At 49.6% G+C, this 25,426-nt stretch carries 23 protein-coding genes and 1 other RNA gene; 6 read left to right on the top strand and 18 right to left on the bottom strand.

The features are described from left to right. Positions 1 to 98 precede the first annotated feature (98 nt). Positions 99 to 671 (top strand): anthranilate synthase component II, encoded by a 573-nt coding sequence (locus WS_RS10230; RefSeq protein ID WP_011139945.1) that lies wholly within the window; start codon positions 99 to 101, stop codon positions 669 to 671. Positions 672 to 677: 6 nt separating this feature from the next. Further along, the gene (locus WS_RS10225; protein ID WP_011139944.1) at positions 678 to 3,077 is read left to right on the top strand and encodes a heavy metal translocating P-type ATPase; all 2,400 of its coding nucleotides are present in this window, start codon (positions 678 to 680) and stop codon (positions 3,075 to 3,077) included. 32 nt (positions 3,078 to 3,109) lie between these two features. Here WS_RS10225 and hpf read toward each other — a convergent pair whose 3' ends face one another. The 7 genes from hpf to WS_RS11265 form a co-directional block, all read right to left on the bottom strand. Beyond that, on the bottom strand, positions 3,110 to 3,649 hold the full coding sequence (gene hpf / locus WS_RS10220) for a ribosome hibernation-promoting factor, HPF/YfiA family (protein WP_011139943.1): 540 nt from the start codon (positions 3,647 to 3,649) through the stop codon (positions 3,110 to 3,112). Positions 3,650 to 3,749: 100 nt separating this feature from the next. Continuing rightward, positions 3,750 to 4,580, bottom strand: a complete 831-nt coding sequence (locus tag WS_RS10215; RefSeq protein ID WP_232013724.1) for a shikimate dehydrogenase — start codon at positions 4,578 to 4,580, stop codon at positions 3,750 to 3,752. Then, the gene (locus tag WS_RS10210; protein WP_011139941.1) at positions 4,544 to 5,245 is read right to left on the bottom strand and encodes an SH3 domain-containing protein; all 702 of its coding nucleotides are present in this window, start codon (positions 5,243 to 5,245) and stop codon (positions 4,544 to 4,546) included. The genes WS_RS10215 and WS_RS10210 overlap by 37 nt, the downstream gene beginning before the upstream one ends. Beyond that, complete coding sequence (locus tag WS_RS10205; protein ID WP_011139940.1) at positions 5,238 to 6,047, bottom strand: ATP-binding protein; 810 nt, start codon at positions 6,045 to 6,047, stop codon at positions 5,238 to 5,240. The genes WS_RS10210 and WS_RS10205 overlap by 8 nt, the downstream gene beginning before the upstream one ends. Then, positions 6,044 to 7,054 (bottom strand): phosphoribosylformylglycinamidine cyclo-ligase, encoded by a 1,011-nt coding sequence (gene purM / locus WS_RS10200; RefSeq protein ID WP_011139939.1) that lies wholly within the window; start codon positions 7,052 to 7,054, stop codon positions 6,044 to 6,046. The genes WS_RS10205 and purM overlap by 4 nt, the downstream gene beginning before the upstream one ends. Further along, positions 7,051 to 8,265: an argininosuccinate synthase gene (locus tag WS_RS10195; protein ID WP_011139938.1), complete on the bottom strand. Its 1,215-nt coding sequence runs from the start codon at positions 8,263 to 8,265 to the stop codon at positions 7,051 to 7,053. Before WS_RS10195 ends, purM begins: the two co-directional genes overlap by 4 nt. Before the next feature lie 55 nt (positions 8,266 to 8,320). Next, positions 8,321 to 10,003 carry a HAMP domain-containing methyl-accepting chemotaxis protein gene (locus WS_RS11265; protein WP_011139937.1) on the bottom strand — a complete coding sequence of 561 codons (1,683 nt, stop codon included), beginning with the start codon at positions 10,001 to 10,003 and terminating at the stop codon, positions 8,321 to 8,323. A 151-nt stretch (positions 10,004 to 10,154) separates the two neighbouring features. On the opposite strand from WS_RS11265, the gene WS_RS10185 reads away from it, so the two are divergent. Next, a complete protein-coding gene (locus tag WS_RS10185) occupies positions 10,155 to 10,400 on the top strand; it encodes an RNA-binding S4 domain-containing protein (RefSeq protein WP_011139936.1) in 246 nt (81 codons plus the stop codon). A gap of 6 nt (positions 10,401 to 10,406) precedes the next feature. Here WS_RS10185 and WS_RS10180 read toward each other — a convergent pair whose 3' ends face one another. From WS_RS10180 to hemH, 3 genes are all read right to left on the bottom strand, one after another. Then, the gene (locus tag WS_RS10180; RefSeq protein ID WP_041571929.1) at positions 10,407 to 13,139 is read right to left on the bottom strand and encodes a cytochrome c biogenesis protein CcsA; all 2,733 of its coding nucleotides are present in this window, start codon (positions 13,137 to 13,139) and stop codon (positions 10,407 to 10,409) included. 81 nt (positions 13,140 to 13,220) lie between these two features. After that, positions 13,221 to 13,832 (bottom strand): SoxW family protein, encoded by a 612-nt coding sequence (locus tag WS_RS10175; protein WP_011139934.1) that lies wholly within the window; start codon positions 13,830 to 13,832, stop codon positions 13,221 to 13,223. Next, positions 13,829 to 14,779 (bottom strand): ferrochelatase, encoded by a 951-nt coding sequence (gene hemH / locus WS_RS10170; protein ID WP_011139933.1) that lies wholly within the window; start codon positions 14,777 to 14,779, stop codon positions 13,829 to 13,831. The genes WS_RS10175 and hemH overlap by 4 nt, the downstream gene beginning before the upstream one ends. A gap of 105 nt (positions 14,780 to 14,884) precedes the next feature. On the opposite strand from hemH, the gene WS_RS10165 reads away from it, so the two are divergent. Beyond that, positions 14,885 to 15,298 (top strand): hypothetical protein, encoded by a 414-nt coding sequence (locus WS_RS10165; protein WP_011139932.1) that lies wholly within the window; start codon positions 14,885 to 14,887, stop codon positions 15,296 to 15,298. A gap of 15 nt (positions 15,299 to 15,313) precedes the next feature. Beyond that, complete coding sequence (locus WS_RS10160) at positions 15,314 to 15,976, top strand: 16S rRNA (uracil(1498)-N(3))-methyltransferase (RefSeq protein ID WP_011139931.1); 663 nt, start codon at positions 15,314 to 15,316, stop codon at positions 15,974 to 15,976. Between the two features lie 11 nt (positions 15,977 to 15,987). Here the strand turns inward: WS_RS10160 and WS_RS10155 are convergent, their stop codons facing one another. The 8 genes from WS_RS10155 to ffs form a co-directional block, all read right to left on the bottom strand. Further along, positions 15,988 to 16,845, bottom strand: a complete 858-nt coding sequence (locus WS_RS10155; protein WP_011139930.1) for a c-type cytochrome — start codon at positions 16,843 to 16,845, stop codon at positions 15,988 to 15,990. Continuing rightward, entirely contained in the window at positions 16,842 to 18,077 is a 1,236-nt protein-coding gene (locus WS_RS10150; RefSeq protein WP_011139929.1) for a cytochrome b, read from the bottom strand. The genes WS_RS10155 and WS_RS10150 overlap by 4 nt, the downstream gene beginning before the upstream one ends. A 15-nt stretch (positions 18,078 to 18,092) precedes the next feature. Then, complete coding sequence (gene petA / locus WS_RS10145; RefSeq protein WP_011139928.1) at positions 18,093 to 18,596, bottom strand: ubiquinol-cytochrome c reductase iron-sulfur subunit; 504 nt, start codon at positions 18,594 to 18,596, stop codon at positions 18,093 to 18,095. Between the two features lie 157 nt (positions 18,597 to 18,753). Beyond that, a complete protein-coding gene (locus tag WS_RS10140; protein WP_011139927.1) occupies positions 18,754 to 19,542 on the bottom strand; it encodes a glucosaminidase domain-containing protein in 789 nt (262 codons plus the stop codon). A 9-nt stretch (positions 19,543 to 19,551) separates the two neighbouring features. Further along, a complete protein-coding gene (gene dapF / locus WS_RS10135) occupies positions 19,552 to 20,319 on the bottom strand; it encodes a diaminopimelate epimerase (protein WP_011139926.1) in 768 nt (255 codons plus the stop codon). Then, the gene (gene coaE, locus WS_RS10130) at positions 20,312 to 20,917 is read right to left on the bottom strand and encodes a dephospho-CoA kinase (RefSeq protein ID WP_011139925.1); all 606 of its coding nucleotides are present in this window, start codon (positions 20,915 to 20,917) and stop codon (positions 20,312 to 20,314) included. The genes dapF and coaE overlap by 8 nt, the downstream gene beginning before the upstream one ends. Before the next feature lies 1 nt (position 20,918). Then, the gene (locus WS_RS10125; protein WP_011139924.1) at positions 20,919 to 21,707 is read right to left on the bottom strand and encodes a spermidine synthase; all 789 of its coding nucleotides are present in this window, start codon (positions 21,705 to 21,707) and stop codon (positions 20,919 to 20,921) included. 129 nt (positions 21,708 to 21,836) lie between these two features. After that, positions 21,837 to 21,934, bottom strand: an RNA gene (gene ffs / locus WS_RS10895) — signal recognition particle sRNA small type. Between the two features lie 218 nt (positions 21,935 to 22,152). Between ffs and carB the strand changes: the two genes are divergently transcribed. Continuing rightward, the gene (gene carB, locus WS_RS10120) at positions 22,153 to 25,422 is read left to right on the top strand and encodes a carbamoyl-phosphate synthase large subunit (RefSeq protein WP_011139923.1); all 3,270 of its coding nucleotides are present in this window, start codon (positions 22,153 to 22,155) and stop codon (positions 25,420 to 25,422) included. Positions 25,423 to 25,426: the final 4 nt, after the last annotated feature.

Raw genomic sequence — 25,426 nt, 5'->3', positions numbered from 1 at the left:
GCGCTTAGGGGGGAAGATAAAAGAGCGCTTCAGGGGAAAGCAAACCAACTCTTGGATAAAATAGCCCCCAAAAGAGCTCCCCCTTTCAAGGAAAAATCATGGTATTAATGATCGACAACTACGATTCCTTCACCTACAACATTGTTCAGTATTGCCTAGAATTAGGCGCAGATTTGAGGGTGATTCGTAATGATGAGATGAGCGTAGAAGCCATTAAGGCGCTCTCTCCGCAAAAAATCATCCTCTCCCCTGGACCTTCCACCCCCAATGAGGCGGGGGTGACGCTGGAAGTGATTGAAAAGCTCAAGGGAATCGTCCCGATTCTTGGGGTCTGTTTGGGGCATCAAGCGATTGGTCAAGCCTTTGGCGGGGAGGTGGTGAGGGCTGCTCATATGATGCATGGCAAAACCTCCACGATCAAGATTGTTGTACCTACGCCTATTTTTGAAGGATTGCCCGAAGAGTTTACAGCGACTCGATACCATTCGCTCATTGTCAAAAAGGAGAACCTACCTGATATTTTGGAGCCAACCGCCTACAGCACGGATGATGGCGAAATCATGGCGTTGCAGGTGAGGGGCTATCCTATCTATGGCGTGCAGTTTCACCCTGAATCGATCATGAGCCACTATGGACATGAGATTTTCAAAAATTTCCTTGAGCGGGGATAGAGAGCGTTGAAGCGGCTTTGTGATCACTGCCACCTAGAGTATGAGGAAGAGGCGCTCTTTAGCGAAGAGATAGAGGGGCAAAAACGCTACTTTTGTTGCAAGGGGTGTCAAGGGGTCTATCATCTGCTTCGCTCCAGTGGACTAGAGAATTTCTACGAAAAGGTGGGAGATCGAAAGCTTGCCCCCCCTAAAGAGAATTTTCTCGAATCGAGTCGCTTTGATAGTGAGGCCTTTGGGCGCAAGTATGTCAAAGAAGAGGAGGGGATGCGGCGCATCTCTCTTATTTTGGAAGGGATTCACTGCGCGGCGTGCGTCTGGCTTAATGAAAAGGTTCTCTATCAGCGTGAGGGAGTGATCGAGGTCTCTATCAACTACACCAACAACAAAGCGTCGATTCTTTGGGATCCTCAGAGAATCAAGCTCTCTGAAATCATTGATAGCATCCGCTCCATTGGCTATGACGCCTATCCCTATGATCCAAGGCTCCAAGAGGAGCGTGCCAATAGCGAGCGCAGGGAGTATTACACGCGTATGGTAGTGGGAATCTTCTGCACCATGAATATCATGTGGATTGCCGTGGCGCAATACGCAGGTTACTTTAGTGGAATGGATGCGACCGTTCGCCATATTCTCAACTTTGCCTCTTTCGTGCTTTGCACGCCTGCGCTCTTTTATAGTGGCTGGATTTTTTATCGAGGGGCCTACTTTGGCCTCAAACATGGCTTTGTGACGATGGACTTGCTGGTTGCCTCTGGGGCAACGCTTGCCTACCTCTACTCCATTTATGCGGCATTGAGTGGGATTGGAGAGACCTATTTTGAATCGGTGACGATGATCATCACCTTTGTGCTCATTGGTAAATTTCTAGAGGTTAAGGGGAAAAAGAGCGCCGTGGATGCGCTAGATAGCCTCAATTCACAGATTCCTGAGGCGGTCATCGTGGTGAGAGGGGAGGAACGAATCTCCTTAGCTCCTGAAGAGGTGGAGATAGGGGAGGTGGTCGAGATTCTTCCCGGAGAGCGCTTGGCTTTGGATGGGATGCTTTTGAGCTCCAAGGCTTTGATGGATGAGAGTGCGTTAAGCGGAGAATCCCTGCCTATTCAAAAAAGCATGGGCGAGATGCTCCTCTCGGGCGCCATCAATCTTCAATACGCCGTGCAGTACCGAGTAAGTAAGAGCCTCAATGATTCGCTCTTATCTAGCATTATTCGCTTGGTCGAAGATTCTTTGGGCAAAAAACCTCAGATTGAAAAGCGTGCCAATGAGCTCTCTAGGCGTTTTTCCACCACCATCCTCTCTCTAGCACTTCTCACTTTTGCCCTCTGGTATGGGGCGATAGAAGCGGGTTTTGAGCGCTCCTTGGTGGTGGCTATTTCAGTGATAGTGATTGCCTGCCCATGCGCTCTAGCGCTCGCCACTCCTATTGCTTCGCTAGTGGGATTGACCGAATCGATCAAGAAAAAGCTCCTCTTTAAAGAGGCGCGATTCCTAGAGACGATGGCCAAGGCCAATCTTCTGCTCGTGGATAAGACGGGCACGCTCACTTTGGGACGCCCTCAGGTGGTGAGAGAGCAGCAATGGGGCGAGATGGATCGCTCTCTTTGGCTCTCGTTGGTGCAAAAGAGCACTCACCCCGTGAGTGTTGGGGTCGCCTCCTATCTCAAAATGCAAGGAATCACGGGTATAAGGGAGTTTCTAGAGTTTGAGCAGATCGATTCCAAGGGGCTTAGAGGAGTTTTGGAAGAGGGAGAGATTCTGGGGGGGAGTCTAGAGTTTTTAAGAGAGCATGGGGTGGCGCTAGGAGGGTATGAGCCAAGCGAGAGGACGCTTTTTGCCGTGGCATTCCAAGGAGCGCTTAGAGGAGTTTTAGAGCTTGAAGACCCGCTCAAGCCTCATGCCAAAGAGTCCCTAGAGGGAATTAGGGCGCAAGGGATAGAGGTGGTGATGCTCACGGGAGATCATTTTGCCATTGCGGCAAAAGTCGCCCAAACTCTCGAGATTAGCGAGTTTCATGCAGCGATGAATCCGTTAGAGAAGGCGGATTTTGTGGAAAAGATGCGCCAAAGGGGACGTGTTGTGGTGATGGCAGGTGATGGGATCAATGACGCCCTCGCCCTCTCTAAGAGTGATATTGCCGTGGCGATGGGGCAGGGGACGGATGTGGCGATTGCGGTGAGTGATGTGGTGGTGCTGGATGATTCGCTTTTGGCTCTCCAAGAGGCCTTTTCACTATCGCATCGCACCTATCGCTTTATCAAGCAAAATATCGCCCTCTCGCTCACCTACAACGCCCTCACGATTCCTTTGGCGGCCATGGGATATGTGATCCCCCTAGTGGCGGCGGCTTCCATGTCATTTAGCTCTCTTTTGGTAGTGGGAAATAGTTTGAGGATCAAGAAGGGGTAGGCAGACGAGAAGTCTCGCCCGCCTAAAGAGAATCAATAAAGACCGTATTTGGCATCTGTTCTTTTGTAGAGAACCCTCATGCGACCATCCATGTCATTAAAGACAAAGAATTGCTGAGAGCTACTTTTGAGTCGCTCTAAAGCATCCTCAATTTCAAGGGGCTTGTGGAGGTCAAGATCCATAGGGACGATCTCATCATCGCTCCCATACGCCTCAAAAGCTTCATCTTTTAGAATCTGCTCGGCGCCCATCTCTTCGATGGGGGTGGCGTGTTTGTAGTTGATCTTGTCATGATGGCGGCGGAGCACCTTGTGGGCGCGTTCGATCGCCAAATCAGCGGCGGCATAGACATCTTTGTCTCGCTGTCGAATCACCACGGTGTTGGTCTTGGCCAAAGAGATGGTGAAATCCACTACAAAGCCCTTCTTGCCACGCTTCTCTTCGCCGGAAATGATCGCCCTGCAGTGCAAAATATCGAGGTTATATTTCTCTAGGGAGTAGAACAAGCCCTCAATATGCTCCTTGATAGGATCGGTCAATTCGAAGTGTCTTCCGACGATACTAATGTTCATGATGAACCTCCTAAATCTGAGATGTGATTGATTGTAGCAGAGCAAAGCTTAGGCGTATCCAAGGAGCTTGGGAGCGTTGGCTCCATCAAAGGAGGTGAGGTTATTGAGGGAGAGCGAGACGCATGAGAGAGTGGAGAGTGGAGAGGGAAAAGTGGTGCTGAGTGAAGTGCAGGGAGCTGAGAGCGGCTTGGGAAATGAGCATCTCTCTACCATCTTGAAATCGAGCTCCTTGGGCTTTGGCAAGGCGTAAAAAGGGGGTGGTTTTGCCATAAATCACATCATAGGCGAGCACGCCTGAATGGAGGAGTGATTCTAGCCAAGGGGCGGGAAGGGGGAGAGAATCATCGCTCAATCCAGCGCTGGTGGAGTTGATGATGAGATCATAAGAATCGGGAGCGAACTCCTCGTGGGTGAGAGTTTTAAAGCCCTGCTCGGCCAAAGGTTTGAGGCGCCCAGGGGTGCGATTGAGAATCGTCACAGGGATTTGATGGAGATCAAAAATCATAGCCAGCGCCTTGGCTGTGCCACCCGCCCCAAGGATGAGAACATTCTGGGGGCGGAGCTTGCCCTCTAGGGTTTGGAAAAATCCTTCAGCATCGGTGTTGTAGCCAATGACCCGCTCTCCCTCTTTCACCATAGTATTGACCGAGCCAATTTTTTGGGCGATTCCCCTCACCTCATCGCACTGCTCAAAAGCCACCTCTTTAAAAGGAACGGTAATATTGGCCCCCTCCAAGCCCAAAGCATGAAAACGCTCTAGGAGAGAGCTTGGTTCTTTGAGGTGGTAGCGCCCATAAAAGGCGGGAACTCCAAGCTCCAAAAAGACCCGATTGTGCAGAAGGGGGGATTTGGAGTGGGCGATAGGATCGCCAAAGACAGCGTATTGGCGCATCGCTAAGGGAGGGGAGTGAGAAGCTTGAGGTAAGCCCAACCCTCTTTGATCTTCACCCAATCTCCTCTAACTTCGCTCGCCTCAACCACTTCTCCGCGCTCTTTTTTCGCCGTGATGGGGGCGGTGGTGGAGGGATTTTCTCGAATATTGAGCACCTCGGTGTTGACGCTATATCGAATAACTTTGACATCAGGAGTGGAAGCCTTGGGTCTTGGGGCGGGGGTCGCTTTAAGGGGAGTGAGAAGCTTGAGGTAAGCCCAACCCTCTTTGATCTTCACCCAATCTCCTCTAACTTCGCTCGCCTCAACCACTTCTCCGCGCTCTTTTTTCGCCGTGATGGGGGCGGTGGTGGAGGGATTTTCTCGAATATTGAGCACCTCGGTGTTGACGCTATAAAGAAGCGTTTTGGTGCTAGAGGCGGAGGAATCTCTCTCCTCGCTCAGGTTTGGAGCAAGCGGCACCTCAGGCAAAGGAGCTTCAGGTTGGGGAATCTCAATAGGAACAAGAGGGGGTGCTTCAGGATTTTTATCCTCTTCAATGAGGGCGATTTTGTCCCTATCGCTGAGGTTCGCCTCCTCCTTTTTTTTGAGGGCGTGGGTGACTTCAAAGATGACATAATAGATTCCAAAGGCCAACACCACCGTCAGAAAGGGCAAAGAGTAGATTTTGAAAAAACGCAAGATCTTATAGATCGCTTCATTCATGCAGGACTCCCAAATCTAACGCCGCCATCTCGATAAAGCGGAGCGGCACGGTATCATTAGCCAACAGGGAAGGGGCATGACTCTCATAATGTTCGCAAATTTCAAACATCGTGTAACAGAGCTTGCAAAGCACCCTCAAATTTCCCTCGCTAAGCTTATATAATAGCGAATATTGTCTATTTTTGAGCCAAGGAAGCGATTCTTTTAGTCCATTTTGGGTCAATTTTTGAGTAATAAAAAGCTTGCTCTCCAAAGGAGTGAGCCCCTCTAGCTCCAAGCTCCCCCAAGTGCGTGAGACAAAGTAACTCTGAGCTAAAAGATTTTGGCGCTCTAACTTGTGGATGATGAAGATAAAGCGAAAAAGTCGCGTGTCTGAAAGCATCCGTATGATCTCTAGCTCTTCGTCTTTGTAGAGCTGAATCTCATCCACGATAATGGCGGGAATATAAGAGCCTGCTAGGTGCTCCTTGAAGGAGGCAAGCAAGCTCTCGCGATGGCAGGGCTCAGGGAGTGAGACATGGGGCAAAAAGTGGGAGTGAACAGCACTTAAAAAGCCCACCGTGGTCGCAAAGGGAAACTTTTGGAAGTAGGCTTTGCTAGAACCAAGCTCCTCGGTAAGATTTTCGGCAACATAGGTTTTACCCACGCCTGGGGCTCCTGTGAGCAGGAGAATCTGAAAAGGCTTGTGCAGGATATGCTCTTTGAGCTTCTCCTTGATACGAATATTGGCATCAAGCGAGATGAAGTCGTTAGTGCTGGCGCTTTCGGCAAAGAGCTGCTTGGCTTCCCCAAAGAGACTCATCCGACTAACTCGACCCCTTTTTCTCCCTCGACCACTTCGCCCACCAGCACTCCTCCGCTTTTCTCAAGCACCTCTTTGAGGTGCTCTTGGGGCACGCAAAGAATCATCCCTGTCCCCATATTGAAGGTGCGATAGGCCTCTTTCTCTTCCACATGTTCTTTAAGAAGGTCAAAAAGAGGATGAGAGGGGAGCTTCTCTTTTTGGATAAGAGCGCGCTGATTCTCTCCAAAAACACGCGGAAGATTCTCCACGATCCCGCCCCCTGTGATGTGGGCGAGAGAGTGGATTTTTCCACGAAGCGCTTTGTAGGTTTTGACATAGATTCGGGTGGGCTCTAGGAGCGTCTCGATGAGGGGACGACCCAAGAAATCATCCTCAAATTTCATGCCTCGTGTCTCAAAGAGAATCTTTCGAATCAGCGAGTATCCATTGGAGTGAGCCCCACTGCTGGGGAGCGCGACAAGCAGATCACCCTTTTGAGTTTGGGTCTCCCTCTCCACATCGCTTCTCTCAGCGATCCCCACAGCAAAGCCAGCGAGGTCAAAATCTTTGGCGTGATACATTCCTGGCATCTCAGCGGTCTCTCCGCCAATGAGTGCGCACTCTGCTTGCTTACAGCCCTCGGCAATCCCCTTGATGACTTGCAGGGCATTTTCCACTTCGAGTTTGCCCGTGGCGTAGTAGTCAAGGAAGAAAAGGGGCGTGGCATGGTTGCAGATGAGGTCATTGACACACATGGCGACTAGATCAATTCCCACGCTATCAAAACGACCGCTATCAATGGCAAGTTTCAGCTTAGTCCCCACGCCATCGGTCGCTCCAAGAATCACGGGCTCCTTAAAGCCTAGGGGAAGCGCGTAAGCGCCCGCAAAAGAGCCGATTCCGCCAATCACATTGGAATCAAAGGTCGATTTTACGATGGGTTTGATGCGCTCCACAAGCGTATTTCCCGCATCAATATCAACCCCCGATTCTTTGTAGCTGAGCGTTGTTTGGTTTTGACTCATGATGGATTCGCCTTGCCTGCGATGATGAAGCGTAGAGCGTTGAGCTTGATGAAGCCTTCGGCATCTTTTTGGTTATAGACGCTATCCTCTTCAAAGGTGGAGTAGGCGGTGTTGAAGAGCGATCGCTCGGAGGTGCGGCCCGCAAGGATGACATTGCCCTTATAGAGTTTGAGCCCAACGCTGCCCGTGACATTTTTTTGTGTCTCATCGATGAGGGCTTGGAGGGCGCGGCGCTCAGGAGAGAACCAGTAGCCATTGTAGATGAGGCTAGCGTAGCGTGGCATCATCTCATCTTTGAGGTGAGTCTCTTCTCGATCTAGGGTTAGCGATTCGATGGCGCGGTGAGCTTTGAGAAGAATCGTGCCTCCGGGAGTTTCATAGCATCCGCGAGATTTCATTCCGACATAGCGATTCTCCACAAGATCAAGCCGCCCGATTCCATGTTTGCCTCCTAGGCGATTGAGCTCGGCTAGGAGGGTGGCGGGAGACATTTTCACGCCATTAATCCCTACGGCATCGCCCCTTTCAAACTCAATGGTGATCCTCTCTGGAGCATCGGGTGCGTCCAAAGGAGAGACGCTCCATCTCCACATATCCTCCTCAGGTTCGCTGGCGGGATCTTCGAGGATTCCCCCTTCATAGGAGATATGCAGGAGGTTGGCGTCCATAGAGTAGGGAGATTTTTTGCCCTTTTTCTCGATGGGAATCCCATGTTTTTCGGCGTAGGCGAGGAGTTTTTCACGAGAGTTTAGATCCCACTCTCTCCAGGGGGCGACCACTTTGACATCGGGCATGAGCGCATAGCCTCCAAGCTCAAATCGCACTTGGTCGTTTCCTTTGCCTGTGGCGCCATGAGAGATGGCATCCGCTCCGACCTCTTTGGCGATCTCCACGAGGTGCTTGGCGATAAGGGGTCTAGCGATAGAGGTACCTAGAAGGTATTCGCCTTCATAAAGGGTATTGGCTCGAAACATGGGAAAAACATAGTCGCGGACAAATTCCTCTTTGAGATCTTTGATGAAAATGTTCTCCTCTTTGATTCCAAGAAGTTTCGCTTTGGCGCGTGCAGGCTCGACCTCTTCGCCTTGACCGATATCCGCCGTGAAGGTGACCACTTCACACTGATACTGCTCTTGAAGCCATTTCAAGATGACGCTGGTGTCAAGACCTCCCGAATAGGCAAGGACGATTTTGTTGATTTTTTTGGACATGACCGTAACCTTTTACAAGCAAGAATTTGGACGATTCTACCAAAAAAACGGTTAACTAAAAGCGCTTTTTTTTTGATTCTAAGACGAGCTCTTGCGCTTTTTGGAAAACCTCTTTAGCGATTCCATCATTTCGCTCTGCCACATCGGCGTTTTCTTGCGTAAGAGAATCGATATGGGAGATCGCCTCGGTGATTTGGGCGATGCCCGTGCTCTGCTCTTTGATGCTCTCTCCGATTTCGTTGATGGATTGGACGAGGGTGTTGGTGCTCGCGTCAATCTCTCCTAGGCTTTTTTGGGTGCGCTCAGCGAGCTTTCTCACCTCATCGGCCACCACCGCAAAGCCTCGGCCATGTTCTCCTGCTCTGGCGGCTTCAATGGCGGCATTGAGCGCAAGAAGATTGGTCTGATCGGCGATGTCACGAATGATTCCGATCACCCCTTTGATATCCTCGCTTTGGCGGATGATTTCGGAGGTTTTTTCACTCACAGCGTGCATGGAGGCGTTCATCTCTTCAAGGGCGCTGGAGCTTTCCTCTAGGCTGGCGGCTTGATTTTGGGCGCTTTTGGAGAGCGCATCCATCGAATCGTGAAGTGTTTTGGCTTGCGATTCGAGCATTTCGCCCGTTTGGAGTGATTCTTTGAGCATGGAGGCGATGGTGTCGCCTAGAAGATTGAGGCTTTGAGCGACCTTGCCCTCGGCCTCTTTGAAGCGAGGCGTAAAGTCTTGGCGGCGGAATGATTCCAGGAGGGAGAGGAGCTCTGGGATATTGTGGGTGATATTTTGCTCTAGGCTTTGCCGGGTCTGGAGCAAAATCTTAGCCAGCTCCTCTAGTTCAGACGATCGACTAGAGGCATTAAGCGTAGCTCGCAAATCGCCCTCACCTAGATTTTTTGCAAAGCGCTTGACTGCTTCGATGAATTTTGCATCCTCTTGGATTTTGGCTTGGATTTGAGCGATGTTGGCGTTGATAGAGCGCGCCATTTCTCCCAGCTCATCATGGCTCTCTAGGGCGATGGGGCGAGCCTCTTGGCTCTCTTTGTTGAGGAAAGAGAAAAAAGAGAGGAGCCCCTCTTTGATCACCTCAAGGTTGGCGATTCTTCGATTGAGGAAAAAGAGCGGAAGGGCGATAAAGAGGAGGATGAGCGTCACCATGCCCGCCAGGAACCAATCCAAGAGAGTTAGAGTGGAATCAAGCTCCTTTTGGCTGGCCTCAAACTCGGCGTTTTTGAGATCAACAATCTTTTTGAACGATTCTCTTGAGGCGGTGGCTAGAGGGGTCGCCTCGGTACGATACTCGGCGTAGAGTGCCATGCGGTGTTCAAGCGAAGGATCTTCTTTGATGCTTTGAACCTTTTGGATGCCATGATCAATGAAGGCGAGGACTTGAGATCTAGAGTGCTCTAGGGCTTGAAGCTTCTCCTTGTCTCCTGGTTGAATCGTTGTGAAAAGCCCAGCGAATCGCTCCTCGATTCTTTGGCGTGTCTCTGTAAGGGATTTCATGTTGTTCTCAAAGCTCGATCCTAGCATGATCTCACGAGTGTTTCGACTCACGAGGTTGAGGTCGGCATTGATCTCTAGAATGAGCATCTTCCCCTGCACGGCATTGTCGATAAAATCATCGTTGTTTTGGTGAATCTTTTGGCTAAAAGTGAAGGCGACGATTCCGATGAGCGTTGAGATGGTGAGCGAAGCAAACAGCATGAGTTTGATGGATTGGGTGATTGAGGCTTTGGACATGAACACTCCGTCTTTGGGATTTTGGCTTGCTAGAGGAATGATACTTCAAGATGTTTTAAGGTTCATTGGGAAAAAGAGATTAATTCCCATCGACACTTGTCAAAGCGTATCAAAGTGAGTAAAATCCGCCTCAAAAGAGCAAGGAAAAAGCATGAGAATCGATAAATTTCTCAATAGCGTCAATATCGTCAAGCGCCGCACTATTGCCCAAGATATGATCGCAAGCGGGGTGGTTTTCATCCAAGGGGTCGCGGTGAAGGCAAGTCGTGAGGTGAGAGTGGGGGATGTGATTGAGATTCGCTATTTGGAGGAGATCAAGCGCTATAGGGTGCTTCAGATTCCTGCGACCAAGACGATTCCTAAAAGCGCCAAAGAGCAGTATGTGATTGAGGCTTAAGCCCCCTTAGGGGAGCTTTGGAGCCTCTAGATCGCCTTTTCTTCCTCCAAGAAGGATGAGCGCAAAGGTGAGCGCCACGAGGTAGTAGAGGAAGCTAGGGATGGGCAGGGGGTCGCCTGCGGCGTAGGAGTGAAGCCCTGAGAGGTAGAAGTTCACCCCAAAATAGGTCATGAGAATCGAGTAGAACCCAAGCACGCTAAGCGAGGCGAGAACATAGGGCTTATCACCCCCCTTGATAAAGCGCACATGAAGAATCAGCGTGTAAAGAACAATAGAGATGAGCGACCAAGTCTCCTTAGGATCCCATCCCCAGTAGCGCCCCCACGATTCGTTAGCCCAAACACCCCCTAGGAAGTTGCCCACGGTGAGCATCGCTAGGCCAATTACCATGCTCATCTCGTTGATGGCGGTGATGGAGAGAATCGAGGCATCCAGCTGAGGTTTTTGAGGATGGCGCAAGGCAAACATTAGCAGTGCAATGAATCCGAGCATGAAAGAGAGCCCAAGGAATCCATAGCTAGCGGTGATGACTGAGACATGGATGTTGAGCCAGTAGGATTTGAGCACGGGCACAAGATTGGTGATCTGAGGATCCATGAATCCAAGATGCGCTACAAAGAGCGAGATTCCTGCGAGGATCGAAGCGGTGGAGAGGGCGAGAGAGGAGCGTCTAAAGAAGAGCGCCCCTGAGATAGCGGCCGCCCAAGCGATGTAGATCATCGATTCATACGCGTTGCTCCAAGGGGCGTGACCCGCGACATACCAGCGCAATCCAAGACCCAAGGTATGCAAAAGCACGGTGAAAAGGATGAGATAAAAGAGGCCTTTAGAGAGCCAAGAAGAGGCGCTTTTGGCACGAATGATTCCTATGAAAACCACCCCAAAGAGGGCTAAGCCAAGGAGGATGTAGGCGTAGCTGAGTCTTGCAAAAATTTGGGAGTGGTTGAGCCAGATTTCGGCTTTGATTCGAGAGGGGGGAAGGATGAGGTTGCTTCCATAGCGGGTTTGCAGAGCGACAAAGTTTCCTAGTGCTTTGGTGGCATCTCCCCACTCATTGTCCTCCACCCCTTTGTCAAAGGCGATGAAGTACTCTTGCAAGATTCCCTGGATAAAGGAGGCATCTCGCTCGCTAAAGGTCTGAATCGCCTCGATGGGGGAGTGCCACTTGTCGGTCATGCCCTCCATATCAGGAAAGAGCCGGAGGGCTTGGGCAGTGTAGATGAGATAGGCCACATTGAGGCGCTCATCCACGCTTTGCACATCTTTGTCAAATTTGTCCCGCATGGCAGGCTTTTTGCGGTTCGCCTCTTCGACATAATTGGAGAGCTTGTAACGATTTCCCTCAAAGACATCTTCAAAAGCGATATAGCCATCCTCTAGAGGCACACCAAGCACCTCTTTAAGGCGGGGGGTGGTGATCTTGATCATCTTCACCTGTTTCCACTCATTGGGGTACATGAGCATCCCAAGGAAGATTTGGGTGGGCTCAAGCCCTAAGAGTTTCTCTTTTTTGGTGATTTTATGAACATAGTCGCTCGCTAGGGTGTCGATGGGTTTGATTCGTCCCCCAAAATCCTGCACTAAAAGATTCCCAAACTCCTTGGCGTGAGCTTTGGAGTGAGCTTGGAGATTGCTTAGCATCCTCAAGGTGTTCTCATCCGCACTCAAAGAGGAGGGGTGGAGAGCTAGGGCCAAGAGAATCGCCACAAGAAAAGCCCCTATATTTTGGGAGCGCACAAAGCGTCCAAGCCGATAGAATCGACCATTTCTGGCGAAGAAATTCCAAAGAAGTCCAAGGGTGAGCATAGCGTATCCAATGTAGGTGGGGAGTTTGCCAGGGTCGTTGTTCACAGAGAGAATCGTTCCCTTCTCGTCGCGATCATAGGAAGATTGAAAGAATCGATAGCCGCCATAATCAAGCGTGTGGTTCATGTAGATGCGATAGGGCATCTCTATGTTTTTTCCTTCATCAATGACGATCACTTCTGAGGCGTAGGAGGAGGGGCTCATGGAACCAGGATAGCGCTCTAGCTCAAAGCGCTCTAGTTTAAGAGAGAAAGGAAGGGGAATCTCCTTGATTCCCCACTCCATTAAAAATTTTGCCCCTCCTATATCGGCGGGCACGGTGATTCCTCGAAGATCATTTCCCCCCTCTAAGGCCAAAGTCTGCGTCTCGCCCTTGTAGTGGGCTTTGATCTCTAGGGTTGCCTCAGAGCTCTTGGGGTTTTGGCTGGGCTGATAATCTAGATAGATGAGATGAAGAGGTTCGCCATTGATGAGCACCTTGTAGTCAAAATCCTTTTTGCCCAAGGGCGCCATGGGGAGGGGGAATTCGGCGTAGTATTTCTGGTCTCCCTCTAATGCCCTTACAATGAGATAGGGCTCTTGGGAGGTCATGCGGTTTTGGGTTTGCCCTTCGCGAATATGAAGTGTGCCTTCAAAACCAAAATAGCGCGTGATCCCCGCGCCTATGACGATCACTATCAAAGAGCTATGAAAGAGCAGGCTCGCCCACTTTTTCCTCTGCCAAGCTTGACTTAAAAAGAGCGTGGCGATGAGGTTGAGTGTGAGCAGGAGGTGAAGCGCATCAAACCAGCGAGTTGAATAGATGAGCGCTTTGGCTGAGGCCGTTCCGTAGTCATTTTCGATAAATGTTGCCACCGCACAGGCGAGCGCATAGAGGAAAAGAAGGGGCAGGGTGAGCCAAAAGGAGCCAAAGGTGTTTTTGAGCCAATTCATTACGGATTCTCTTTTGAGGTAGGATTTTTGGATGGTGACATGGTAGGAAATAGGAGTAAACCTTTCGTAAACCACGCCACTTTAGAGATTTTTCTCTTTGTAAAGAGCGTTGAGTCGGTGGAGAATCTCTTTCTCGTCATTTGCCCCTTCCCAGCTCTTTTGGGTGATGAAGCCTAGGGTCGCTTGGAGACGATCTTTGGGCATATAGCCTGGATAGGTGAGGATGGTTTTCCCCTCGGGTGTGGCAAAAATGAGGGTAGGGGTGGGTCGAACTCCATAGAGTCGAACTAGCTCTTCGGTCATCATCTCTACGCTCTTTTGGGCTGTGATGAGTTGGTGAGGCTTGCTGTAGCTTCCGTTGATGTAGTAGGGGCTGAAGTTTTCTTGGATGAAAGCTTTGATCTCAGGATTCTCTTTGATCTCCTGTTTAAGTTTTTCGCAATAGATGCAACCATTGGAACCAAAGACAAGGAGGAGATACTTCCCCTTGGGATCGATGTTTTTGTTGTCCAAAAAGAGATCAGCCAGCTCAGCGTAGGAGGCCTTATCGAGATTGTCTAGCTTCTCTAGCTCCTTGGGGGACATTTTGGCTCCTTGGCTAATGACGCTTGCATCAACCTTGGAATCATCGCACCCTCCAAAGAGCGCAGCAAGTAGAAGAAGGCATAAAAGAGAGAGACGAGAGAGGGTCATGAGATTTCTCCTTGGGAGATAAGTTTAATAATGGCGTGTGCAAAACGTGTGGAATCATTGAGGCAGGAGGCGACTCGATAATCGGTGATTCCTAGATGGGTCGCCTTCTCTTGATACTCAATGCGAAGTTCAAAGTCGGTTTCGGAGTTATCCAGCGTGAAGGCGATGGGGTAGAGAAGAATTTTCTCTTTGGCATGGAGCTTGAGCACCTCATCTAAGGAGGGTTCTAGCCACTTCATCGGTCCGACTTTGGATTGATAGGCGTGGGTGATCTTTTTGAAGGTGATTCCGCGCTCCTCTAGAAGCTTGGTGAGGGCTTGGATGTTGGCGTGCACCTCTTTTTCGTAGGGGTCACCCGCGTCAATCACGCTTTGAGGGAGCCCATGAGCCGAGAAGATGAGCGTGAACTCTTCGGGATTATCTCCTCCTAAGGCCTCAAGGATTCGATCGATGATGGCTTCATTGTAGTTGGAATCCTCGAAGTAGCGATCAATCTCTTTGGTTTTGGGGAAGTAGGAGAGGAGGGCGCACTGTTTGTGAAACTCCTCGATGGAGGAGAGTGTGGTGGTGGTCGAGTATTGAGGATAGAGGCTAAAGAGGGTCACCTCCTCAATCTCTTTTTGAGCTAGCTCCCTCACGGCCATGTCGGTCATCGGAGGGGTGTAACGCATGGCATAAGTGTAGAATCGCGAGGGATCAAGGGACTGGAGTTTTTGGATTAGGTTGAAGGTATGGCCAATAAGAGGGGATTTCCCTCCGATTTTTCGATAATTGGCTTTGGCGGTCTCGCTTCGCCTATTGGCAATAAAGCTTGCCACCAAAGAGCGAAAAAAGGGGCTTTTGATGGGTAGGATTCTCGGATCGTTGAACATATTTTTGAGGAACATATCCACTTCAAGAAGAGAGCTGGGGCCACCCATATTGAGAAGAATGACGGCCTTTTTCATCTAATGTAGCTCCTTAAGGTTTGGCTCTAGGGCGGTTATGATGGCATAAACTCAATGATGTTACAATAAAGGAAATCAAAAACCTTATAAGGGAGGGGTTCTCTTATGCCTCCAAGCGTGATTTCTGATTCTTTAGCGGTTCATCTTTTTTTCGCCTCTTTTTTGGCGTTGCCGCCCCTTCTTAATCTCTATTTTCTTTTCACGGAGCGCCGCTTTGTGAGATTGGCTAAAAAGATCAAACTCATAGCACCCGCCTACTATTTTTTAATGGCGGTCACCCTTTTTAGTGGAATCATTCTTTTGACCATGTTAGGGGAGTTGAGCTTAGGGCTTGGGATGATGGTCGTGGCGTGGCTTGGAATCTTTATAGGCGAGATCAAGCGCCATAAGCTTCAAAAGCCCATCTCTAGCCATGAAGAGGAGATGCAGGCTCACTTTGTGATTTGGGCGAAGCGCAAATACCTCCTTGACCTTCTTCTTTTTCTTTTGGCATTAGGGCTGGGATTGAAATTTTTCTAAAACTAAGGAATCTCCATGCAGTTTCTCTATCTCAAAGAATCGGGCGCTCCTCGCCTCAGAATCGAGGGGGAGGAGTTTCACTACCTCTTTAAGGTTCGACGAACCAAATCCGAGGAGCTTCCCCTCTTTCGCAATCTTGAGGATGGCAAACTCTACCGTTACAAGGCAGCGGAGATCGCCAAGCGCCATGCGGATCTTGAGCTTTTAGAGGCCAAAGAGGAGGAGAAGATTCCTTGTGCCTTCTTCCACTTGTTGTGGGCGGTGGTGGATGCAAAGACGATCGAGAAAAGCCTCCCGATGCTCAATGAGCTAGGCGTGGGCAAGATCAGCTTTTTCTATGCGCGCTATAGCCAGAGGGATATTAGACTGGATATGGAACGGCTTGGGCGCATTTTGATCCATTCATGCGAACAATCGGGTCGCACGCGCTTGCCCGTGATAGAGTGCTTCAAGAATCTCGAAGAGCTTTTGGAGTGTTATAGCGATTTTGGGGTGATGGATTTTGGCGGGGAGATTCTCCAGCCTAAAGTTTGCCAAGCCATTATGGTGGGGCCTGAGGGAGGATTTAGCCAAGAAGAGAGAGAGAAGCTAGTGGGACAAAAGCGCTACTCTAGCGGAGAGAATTTAATACTAAAGAGCGAAACGGCGGCGCTTTTTGCGCTCGCTCGCTCTATTTAAGAGAGAGGGGATTACTCCACCTCTTTCCAGATTTTATGCTTCCATAGATAGGCGAGTACAGAGAGGACCATCATGAAGAGAATCGCTTTGATTCCAAGGCTCTCTCTCTCGTCTTTCTTGCTATCTCCGATACTCTCAATATAACTCACCACCTGCTTTTCCGCCTCTTCGTTCAAGCCCACTCTAGGCATAGCGGTGCCATGAAGAAGTTTTTGAGGCTCATTGATGAAGGTGTGAAGATAGTGCTCTCCTTTGCTTCGAATCATCATGGAGAGGTCGGGAGCTTTGGAGCCCATGTAGTCTTTGAGGGTCTCTTCGGGAGTCTCGGCCAAAAGCTTGTCATACTTCATACTGTGGCATCGCTGACAAGCGTCTACAAAGACCTCTTGATTGCTCACTTTTTCTGGCGCGATACTAGCGAAGTAAGCCACGATATCAGCAATCTCTTCGTTGCTCATCCAATCATAGGCGGGCATAGGATAGGGCTTGCTCTCATTGAATTTATGAGTGAGATGAGCCGCTTTGGTTGGATTCTTAATGAAGTTGGCCAAATAGTTGCTCTCATAAATTCGCCCTGCACTTGAAAGATCAGGGGGAACCACTCCATAAGAGGCGCTAGCGCTCTCGTGATCCATGGGCGCATCAAAGCCCTGAGATTTAATGCCATGGCAGGCGACGCAGTTAGCCATCACCAGCTCCGCTCCTTTGGCGGCATTGCCCTTGGAGCTATCTATTTTCTCTAGGTCGCTAAAGCCATAGTCTGCGGGAGCCACAGCGGGGTGCATCACGCTGTGGGCGAGGGGCTCCACACCCCAATAAAGGATGCCCGTGATGGCAGCGACGATCAATAGTAGTTTGAAATCTTTCATGATGCTCTCCCTGCTTTTTTGGCTTCAATGGATGTGATGAAAGGCAGTGCCGCAAAAAGCCCAAGGAATGCGATGGAAGCGACAAAGCCGATATAGGCATTGACACCTGTGGGAGGAAGTTTGCCATAGACGGTGAGCACGATCAAGTCGGCGATCAGTGCCCAGAACCAAATCATGAACATGGGTCGCTTGTGCGCAGGGGCTACCACAGGACTTCGATCTAGCCAGGGCATAAAGAGGAAGATACCATTGGCAATACCAAAGGCGATGAGACCCAAATCAGAGCTAAAGAAGAATCCTCGAAGCACCTCATAACTCCACAAGAAGTACCACTCAGGATAGATGTGGAGGGGCGTTTTCATCGAATCGGCAGGCTCAAAGTTGATGGGATCCATTGCAAAGTTGAAATGGAAGAAGGTGAGATAGAAGAATCCAACCATGAAGACGCAGACAACAAAGATATCTTTAGAGAGGAACATAGGCCAAAAAGGAATCACTTTCGCCTCTTTTTTGTTGCCCGCTTTGTATTTTTCTGCCTCTTTGTCAAAGTCGATCTCTTCTCCAAGTTCGTTGCCCACGTGAGGGAAACGAAGTGTATAGAAGTGGAAAGCGATGAGCGCCATGATCACTACAGGAAGAAGAACCACGTGAAGCATAAAGAATCGAGTTAAGGTTGCATCAGAAACCACAAAGTTACCCCGAATCCAAACGACAAGCTCAGGTCCAATCACTGGAATCCCTCCAAAGAGGTTGGTGATAACGGCCGCCGCCCAATAGCTCATTTGACCCCAAGGAAGCATATATCCGCTGAAAGCTTCGGCTGAGAAGGTCATAAATAGAAGCATACCGCCAATCCAGATCACCTCTCTTCCTTGTTTATAGGAACCATAATAGATGGCGACAAACATATGGATGTAGATGACAAGAAAGATGGCTGAAGCCGCTACGGCGTGCAGGTGTCTCCAGAGCCAGCCATACTTCACCTCTTGCATGATGGTGTAGTTGACGCTATCAAAGGCGAGTTTCACATCGGGTTTGTAGTACATGAGCAAGAAGATTCCCGAGACAAAGAGAATCGCAAAGAGAACGATGAGTACGACACCCATCGCCCAAAGGAAGTTGATATTTTTGGGAATCCAATACTCCGTCATCATGACTTGCATGAATTTTTTGACCGCGAGGCGCTGGTCTAGCCAGTCGATGAAGCCCTCAGCTTTTTTAATTTGTGCCATTTTCCCTCCTCCTTCTTATGCTTTGCCCGAGAGTTTTTTGTACTCGGGGCCTTCTTCGCCTAGAACCAGCTTTTCGCCATCGATTCTAAAAGGAGGAATCTCCATAGGAGTAGGGGGCGGTCCAAAGGTATTTTTGCCACAGGCATCAAACTCTCCACCATGGCAAGCGCACTTGAATTTCATCTCTCCCTTGTCATAAGAGGGAATGCATCCTAAGTGGGTGCAGATTTGGATTCCCAAAGAGTAGTCGGCATTGCCCACCACCACATCTCGATCTTCACACTTTTTCATAGCCGCCGTCTTTTTTAAGACATAGACAGGCTTTCCTCTCCACTCTACGGTTTTAAACTCTCCCTCGGCCATTCCGCTCAAATCGACCGTGGTGAAGCCCGCAGAGATGACGCTAGGCAGTGGATCCCAGGCACCCTTCATAGCGACGAGTGTAGCGCCCGCACCTACAGCCGCCACACCGCCAAGGGCCATTCCCAGAAAATCACGTCGGTTCATGTTCTCTGACATTCATCTTCCCCTTCAATTCAGTGTTGTTGTTCAAAGTCGGGGGCATTTTATTCAAACTCGGCTTAAATATAATTGTAGTTTATAGCAGTAAAGGAAGTTTTAACTTTAGAGTTGAAATAAGAAAAAGTTATATATTAACTCAAGCCAGCTCCTTGGACTAGCGTCCAAGAAAGGATGAAGAGAGAGGATAATTTTGGGCAACAGAAGCGACTCTGCCCGTCCCAAGAAGAGCGTAGTCATAGTAATCAAGATTGTTGGCGCTGATGAGATGGCGCAGTAATTTACCGTATCGATCGCCAATTTCTGAGTAATTTTTAAGGTAGGCAACCGCCTCGCTACCGCTTAGGATGCCGTTTTGTTTCCTAGCCTTCTGCCTTGCCTCTCGAAATTCGCGATAGGCCCAATGGGTGTTGAGATTGTGCATATAGCTGTGAACCGATTCTTGGAGGGAATCAAAGACGCGAATGCGCTCCCTTTTCCCCGTGACTGCTCGGCTGGGAACTCCACTATAGAAAGTATAATGACCAAAAAGATTATTATATTTTTTTGTATAGTAGCTGCTTCCCCATCCGCTCTCTAAAGCAGCCTGAGATAGAGCTAAAGAGATAGGTATCACGTCAATTTTTTTGAGGTAGGATTCTTTGTCATAGAGATTAGAAATTTGATATTTCTTGGCAAGTTTAGCAAGTTTTTGGTGGTTTTTGCTTCCGATTCGCTGGTTGTAGGTGAGGAGAAAATCACGGGAAAAGTACTCTTCAACAAATTTTCGCTCTTCGATAAGGGTTTGATTTTCGGCGATAACAACGGGAAGGAGAGTTTTTAAGAACTCCTCTTTTTTCTGTTCAGGCTCTTCAATTTGATGGAAATTTTCAGGGAACTCATAGGCATAGACGCTAGAGAACGCCAAAGAGAGGAAGAGAAGGATTTGGGTAAGGCTTTTTCTCAAATATACTCCTTAGTTTGTGCTGAAATTAAGACTTTCTAAAGACGTAATGGTATCGCAAACTTTGTTGACTTTTCCTTTGAAAAAGATTTTAGATTTATCAATCCTTAAGGAAAGCCGTTCCTGACTGGCTGGAATCAAGGTGGCACTCTCCTTGACCCACCCCTCCTCTTTGGCACGCCAAAAAGTGGCTGCCATGCCTGTTCCGCAAGCAAGCGTCTCTGCCTCTACACCCCTCTCAAAGGTGCGTAGAGCGATTCCATCGGGAGTGAGTTTGGCGAGATTGACATTGGCGTTAAACTCCCACCGAAGCTTAGAGAGTTCTGCCGAATCAAGATCGATTCCTTGAGCAGCAAAGCTAACAAGATGGGGAACGCCTGTGTCGATGAGCCACCAAGTGTGCCCAGCTCGCTCTATCTCTTTTTGGAGGATGGAGGCCTCGGTGAGCTCAATCTCCACCTCTTTGTCTTCCACGGTGGCGCTAATGGGACCCGCTCCTGTGAGGAAGCGTTGCTCTTTGGGGGCGAGTCCCTGATGATAGGCATAAAGCGCCGCAGCTCTGGCACCATTGCCGCACATATCGGCGCCACTTCCATCGCTGTTGTAGAACTCCCATTCAAAATGAAAGAGAGAGTGAGGCAAAAGGACAATGAGTCCATCGGCTCCGATTCCTCGGTGACGATCACAGAGGATTTGAGCTAGTGCGCTCCTGTCACTCTTTTTTAGGGCATGAAAGAGGATAAAGTCATTCCCGCTGGCGCAATATTTGGCGCTATACATGAAAATCCTTCTTGATGGTTTCTATGAGGCGTTCCACCTCTTGGGTCAGGTCGTTTAAATTCCCCTCATTGGAGAGGATGTAGTGAGCCATGGGAACCTTCTCCTTGATGTCCATCTGCGCCCCTAGACGCGCCTCAATCTCCTCCATGGAGAGAGAATCGCGCTTTTTGATTCGCTCCACTTGAAGCTTTCTTGGAGCGTAGATTAAAAGAGTTTGGTTAACCATTGGATAATCGTCTCTTTTTTCAAAGAAGAGAGGAATATCAATGAAGTAGGGAAACGCCTTGGCTTCAAGCTTTTGGGCTTTTTGGAGAATCTCTTGGCGGATAGGGGGGTGAAGGAGTGCTTCGAGTCTAGCCCTCTCTTTGGGATCCCCAAAAACCCTTGCTCCTAGGCTTTTGCGATCGATTTCGCCCTCTTTTAAGATCCCCTCTCCAAAGAGATCCACGACCTCTTTTTGCTTCTCTTTGAGGAGTCGGTGGGCGATGGAATCGGCATCAATCACCTCAAACCCATAGAGTCGAAGCAATGAAGCCACGGTGCTCTTCCCTGTCCCGATTCCTCCACTTAGGGCGATGGCGTAGTGTAAAGATTCCATGTCAGTTTTTGATCGAACCTTGGAGGGAATCGGCTAAAAACTTAGGAAGCACAAACGCGCTCTCATGAAGCTCTGCATGGTAACAGTGCAGACCCTCTAGCATATCAGCCCTCTGAAGCAGGAGGTCGGCTTGGGGGTGGAAGCGGCGTGAGGCGAAGAGGAAATGGCTATCAGCATTGAGCGAAAAAGGAGAGACAAAAGGCATCGCAATGCTAAAGTGGTGAGCGATTCCTAGGAGATAGCGACGCATTGATTCGGTGTGGAGGAGGAGGTTTTCAAGGCGAGTGATAAAGATTCCATCCAAAGAGAGGGAGGCAAAAAGCGGAGCAATCTCCTCCAGAGAGAGGAGTGAAGTATGGATGATCACTTCATAGCTTTTCAAAGAATCGATCTCTTCAATCACGCGAAATCGCGGATGATGAAGGGTCTCCTGAAAGTGAGGAAAAAAGCTGATTAGAGAGTGAAGAATCTTCTCATCTTTTTGGAGAAAATCCACTTGGGTCTCTTCGTGGCGCAATGCTTCAAAGGCGACCTCCAGATTGAAACTTCCCGCGATAAGCACCCTCTTTGGAGTGGGGTGAACGCAAAGCGGAACATGCGCTAAAAGCTCGCTCTCTTGGGAGAGCAGGGTTTTAAGAAGAAGCTGTTTTTGATTGAGGAGCGCGATCTCTTCAAAGGCAGGGCTTTTGAATATCTCTAGCGTATTCTTTTCGCTTCGGGCATCCAAAATCTTGTTTTCGATGAGATACTCTTGCTGGAAATTCACACTATCTTGTCGTGTCACCCACATGGCGTTGATTCCTTGTTTAATGATATCTAGAGTCGCTAAATTTTGGGCGACTTGGCGAGAGTCTGATTTTTGGATTGGAGGGGATTGTAGAGGAAAAGAGTTTAAAGCAAGTTATAAAATTGGCAAGACCCCCCTTCAGATACCTGCGGCACATGAACCTCTGGAGGGCTCTGCTGTGTTCCCACCCTGAAGCATTGCTCCAAGGGCCCATTGCACAGGTCTAAAAGGAGGCACTCAATCCGCGCTCTAGCGGACTCAGTGCCTACTTCTTGGAAGTGAGGCGGGATTGTAGCCTAAAAAAGTTAAAAAGGAAGTAAAGAAGGGCTTTGGAGGCATTCTATCGGGAGGTTATCTGATTTTTTAATGCTTTTTCTTAAGTGCTTTTTCGTTAGAATCGCCCAATTTTGCCCCTTTTGGAACGACATCAAAACTCTAAGGTTGAATCATGCCCAAGCGAGAAGACATCAAAACCATCCTTTTGATTGGATCAGGCCCTATCATCATCGGTCAGGCGTGCGAGTTTGACTACTCAGGCACCCAAGCCGCCAAGACCCTCAAAAGCCTTGGCTACAAAGTCGTCCTCATCAACTCCAACCCCGCGACGATCATGACCGACCCTGAGTTTGCCGATCGCACCTATATTGAACCCATCACCGAAGAGATCGTTCAAGACATCATCCGCAAAGAGAAAGTGGATGCGATTCTTCCTACGATGGGTGGACAAACGGCGCTTAATATCGCCATGAGTATGCACAATAAAGGAATGCTAGAGGATGTGGTCTTTCTAGGGGCCAAGCCTGAGGCGATCAAAAAAGGTGAAGATCGCCAAGCCTTCAAGGAGGCGATGCAAAAAATCGGGATGGATCTCCCCCTCTCTCGCTACGCCTACAATATGGAAGAGGCGATGATTGCGGCCAAAGAGATTGGATTCCCGCTCATTATTCGTGCCAGTTTCACGCTTGCAGGGGGAGGCAGTGGGGTCGCCTACAATATCGAAGAGTTCAAGCAATTGGCTCAAAATGGACTAGAGATCAGCCCTATCCATGAGATTCTTATCGAAGAATCGCTCCTTGGCTGGAAGGAGTATGAGATGGAGGTGATTCGAGATAGGGCGGATAACTGCATCATTGTCTGTTCCATCGAAAATCTCGATCCCATGGGCGTGCACACGGGTGATAGTATCACGATTGCTCCTGCGCTCACCCTCACGGATAAAGAGTATCAGCGCATGAGGGATGCCTCTTTTGCGATTTTACGCGAGATTGGCGTGGATACGGGCGGAAGCAATGTGCAGTTTTCCATTCATCCTGAAACGGGGCGCATGATCGTGATTGAGATGAATCCTAGAGTCTCTCGAAGCTCTGCGCTTGCCTCTAAGGCGACAGGCTATCCCATTGCCAAGGTCGCGACCCTTTTGGCGGTAGGCTACACGCTTGATGAGATCAAGAATGATATCACCGGCACTCCCGCCTCTTTTGAGCCGACCATTGACTACATTGTCACTAAGATTCCCCGATTCACCTTTGAGAAGTTCCCCCAGGCCGATAGCACCCTCACCACTTCAATGAAGAGTATCGGCGAAGTGATGGCCATTGGCGCCACCTTCCAAGAATCGCTCCAAAAAGCGCTCTGCTCCATGGAGACGGGAATCTTTGGCTTTAATCCTATTAGCAACGATTTGGAGCTGGTGAAAAAAGAGATTCGCCGACCCAATGCGGAGCGACTCCTTTATGTGGCAGAGGGCTTTAGGCTTGGCTTGAGCCGAGAGGAGATTCATGAGCTTTGCAAGATTGACCCATGGTTTTTGGAACAGATTGAGCAGATCATCAAGTCCGAATCGAGCATCGATTTGGAGCTTTTGGCGGACAAGACGCGGCTTAGGGCGATCAAAGCGCAGGGCTTTAGCGACAAGATGATCGCCTCTCTCATCAGCAAAAAAGAGGGCATAGAGCTAAGTGAATCGGAGGTCTATGAGGCGAGAGCGCGTCTTGGAGTGGTTTTAGAATATCAGGAGGTAGACACCTGCGCCGCTGAATTTGAGGCTCTCACTCCCTATCTCTACTCCAGCACCAATATCATGGAGATTGCGGGTGCAGGGAGAGCACTAGAGGAGAATTCTTCTAAGAAAAAGGTGATGATTATTGGCGGAGGGCCTAACCGTATCGGGCAGGGTATCGAGTTTGATTACTGTTGCGTTCACGCCTCCTTTGCACTCGAAGATATGGGAATCACCTCTATCATGTACAACTGCAATCCTGAAACAGTGAGCACCGATTATGACACCAGCGATGTTCTCTACTTTGAGCCCATCGATTTTGAGCATGTCCGAAGTGTCATTGAGCGCGAGAAGCCCGATGGTGTGATTGTCCACTTTGGAGGTCAAACCCCTTTGAAGCTTGCAAAGAATCTCACGCGAATCGGAGCCAATATCATCGGAACGAGCGCCAAGGTGATTGATGTGGCGGAGGATCGAGAGAAGTTCTCCCGTTTTGTGGAGGAGAATGGTCTCAAACAACCCGAAAATGGGACGGCTTTCACCAAGGAAGAGGCCCACGAGATCGCCAATCGCATAGGATTCCCCGTGCTTGTGCGCCCCAGCTATGTGCTTGGAGGACGCGCCATGCGAATCGTCTACAACCAAGAGGAGCTCAAGCTCTACATGGAAGAGGCGGTGAGTGTGAGCAACGAATCGCCTGTATTGATTGACAAGTTTCTTGATAACGCCATTGAGCTGGATGTGGACGCGATCAGTGATGGCCAAAAGGTCTATGTCGCAGGAATTATGCAACACATCGAAGAGGCAGGAATCCACTCAGGCGATAGCGCCTGCTCACTCCCTGCGGTGAGCATTGAGCCTGCTTTGCTTAAGGAGTTGGAGCACCTCACCGCCAAAATCGCCCTAGCTCTTGGGGTGAAGGGTCTCATGAACACCCAATACGCCATTCACAAGGGGATGATCTATCTTATCGAAGTCAATCCTCGCGCCAGCCGAACCGTTCCTTTTGTGAGCAAGGCCACGGGAATCCCTCTAGCCAAAGTCGCCACGCGTGTCATGTGGAAGGGCGATTTGCTCGAAGCTCTCTCCTTCTATGATCGATTCAATATGGTGATGGAAGAGGAGGGAATCTATAAGCCCAAACCCACAAAGCATATCGCTGTCAAAGAATCGGTCTTTCCTTTCACCAAGCTAAGCGGAGCTGATCTGATTTTGGGGCCTGAGATGAAGTCCACGGGCGAAGTGATGGGAATTAGCCACAGCTTTGGAATCAGCTTTGCCAAGAGTCAGCTTGCGTGCAAAAACTCTCTCCCCCAAAAAGGGAAGCTCTTCATCTCGCTCACCGATTTGGATAAGGCGCATGGCGTGGAAATCGCACGAAAGTTTGAGACGCTGGGCTTTGAGATTTTGGCCACAGGCGGCACGCACAAGGCGCTTTTGGAGGCAGGCGTGAAGGCGCAAGTGGTGCTTAAGATCTCAGAGGGGCGACCCAATATCGAAGATATGCTCACCAATGGCGATGTGGCGCTGGCGATCAACACTAGCGACAACAAATCGAGCAAAGATGATGCCAAGCGCATTCGCCATCAAGTCTTGCGGAGCAATGTCCCCTATTTCACCACGCTGGCTGCCGCTAATGCCGCGGCACTCGCCATTAAAGAGATGCGAGAGGGCGAGGTGAATAGCGCGGTGGCGATCCAAGACTACCTCCGAGGTTAGCCTC

This window comes from Wolinella succinogenes DSM 1740, assembly GCF_000196135.1.
GTDB lineage: Bacteria > Campylobacterota > Campylobacteria > Campylobacterales > Helicobacteraceae > Wolinella > Wolinella succinogenes.
Note: the sequence above shows the minus strand (reverse complement) of the source record. Positions and strands in the feature narration are given on the sequence as shown.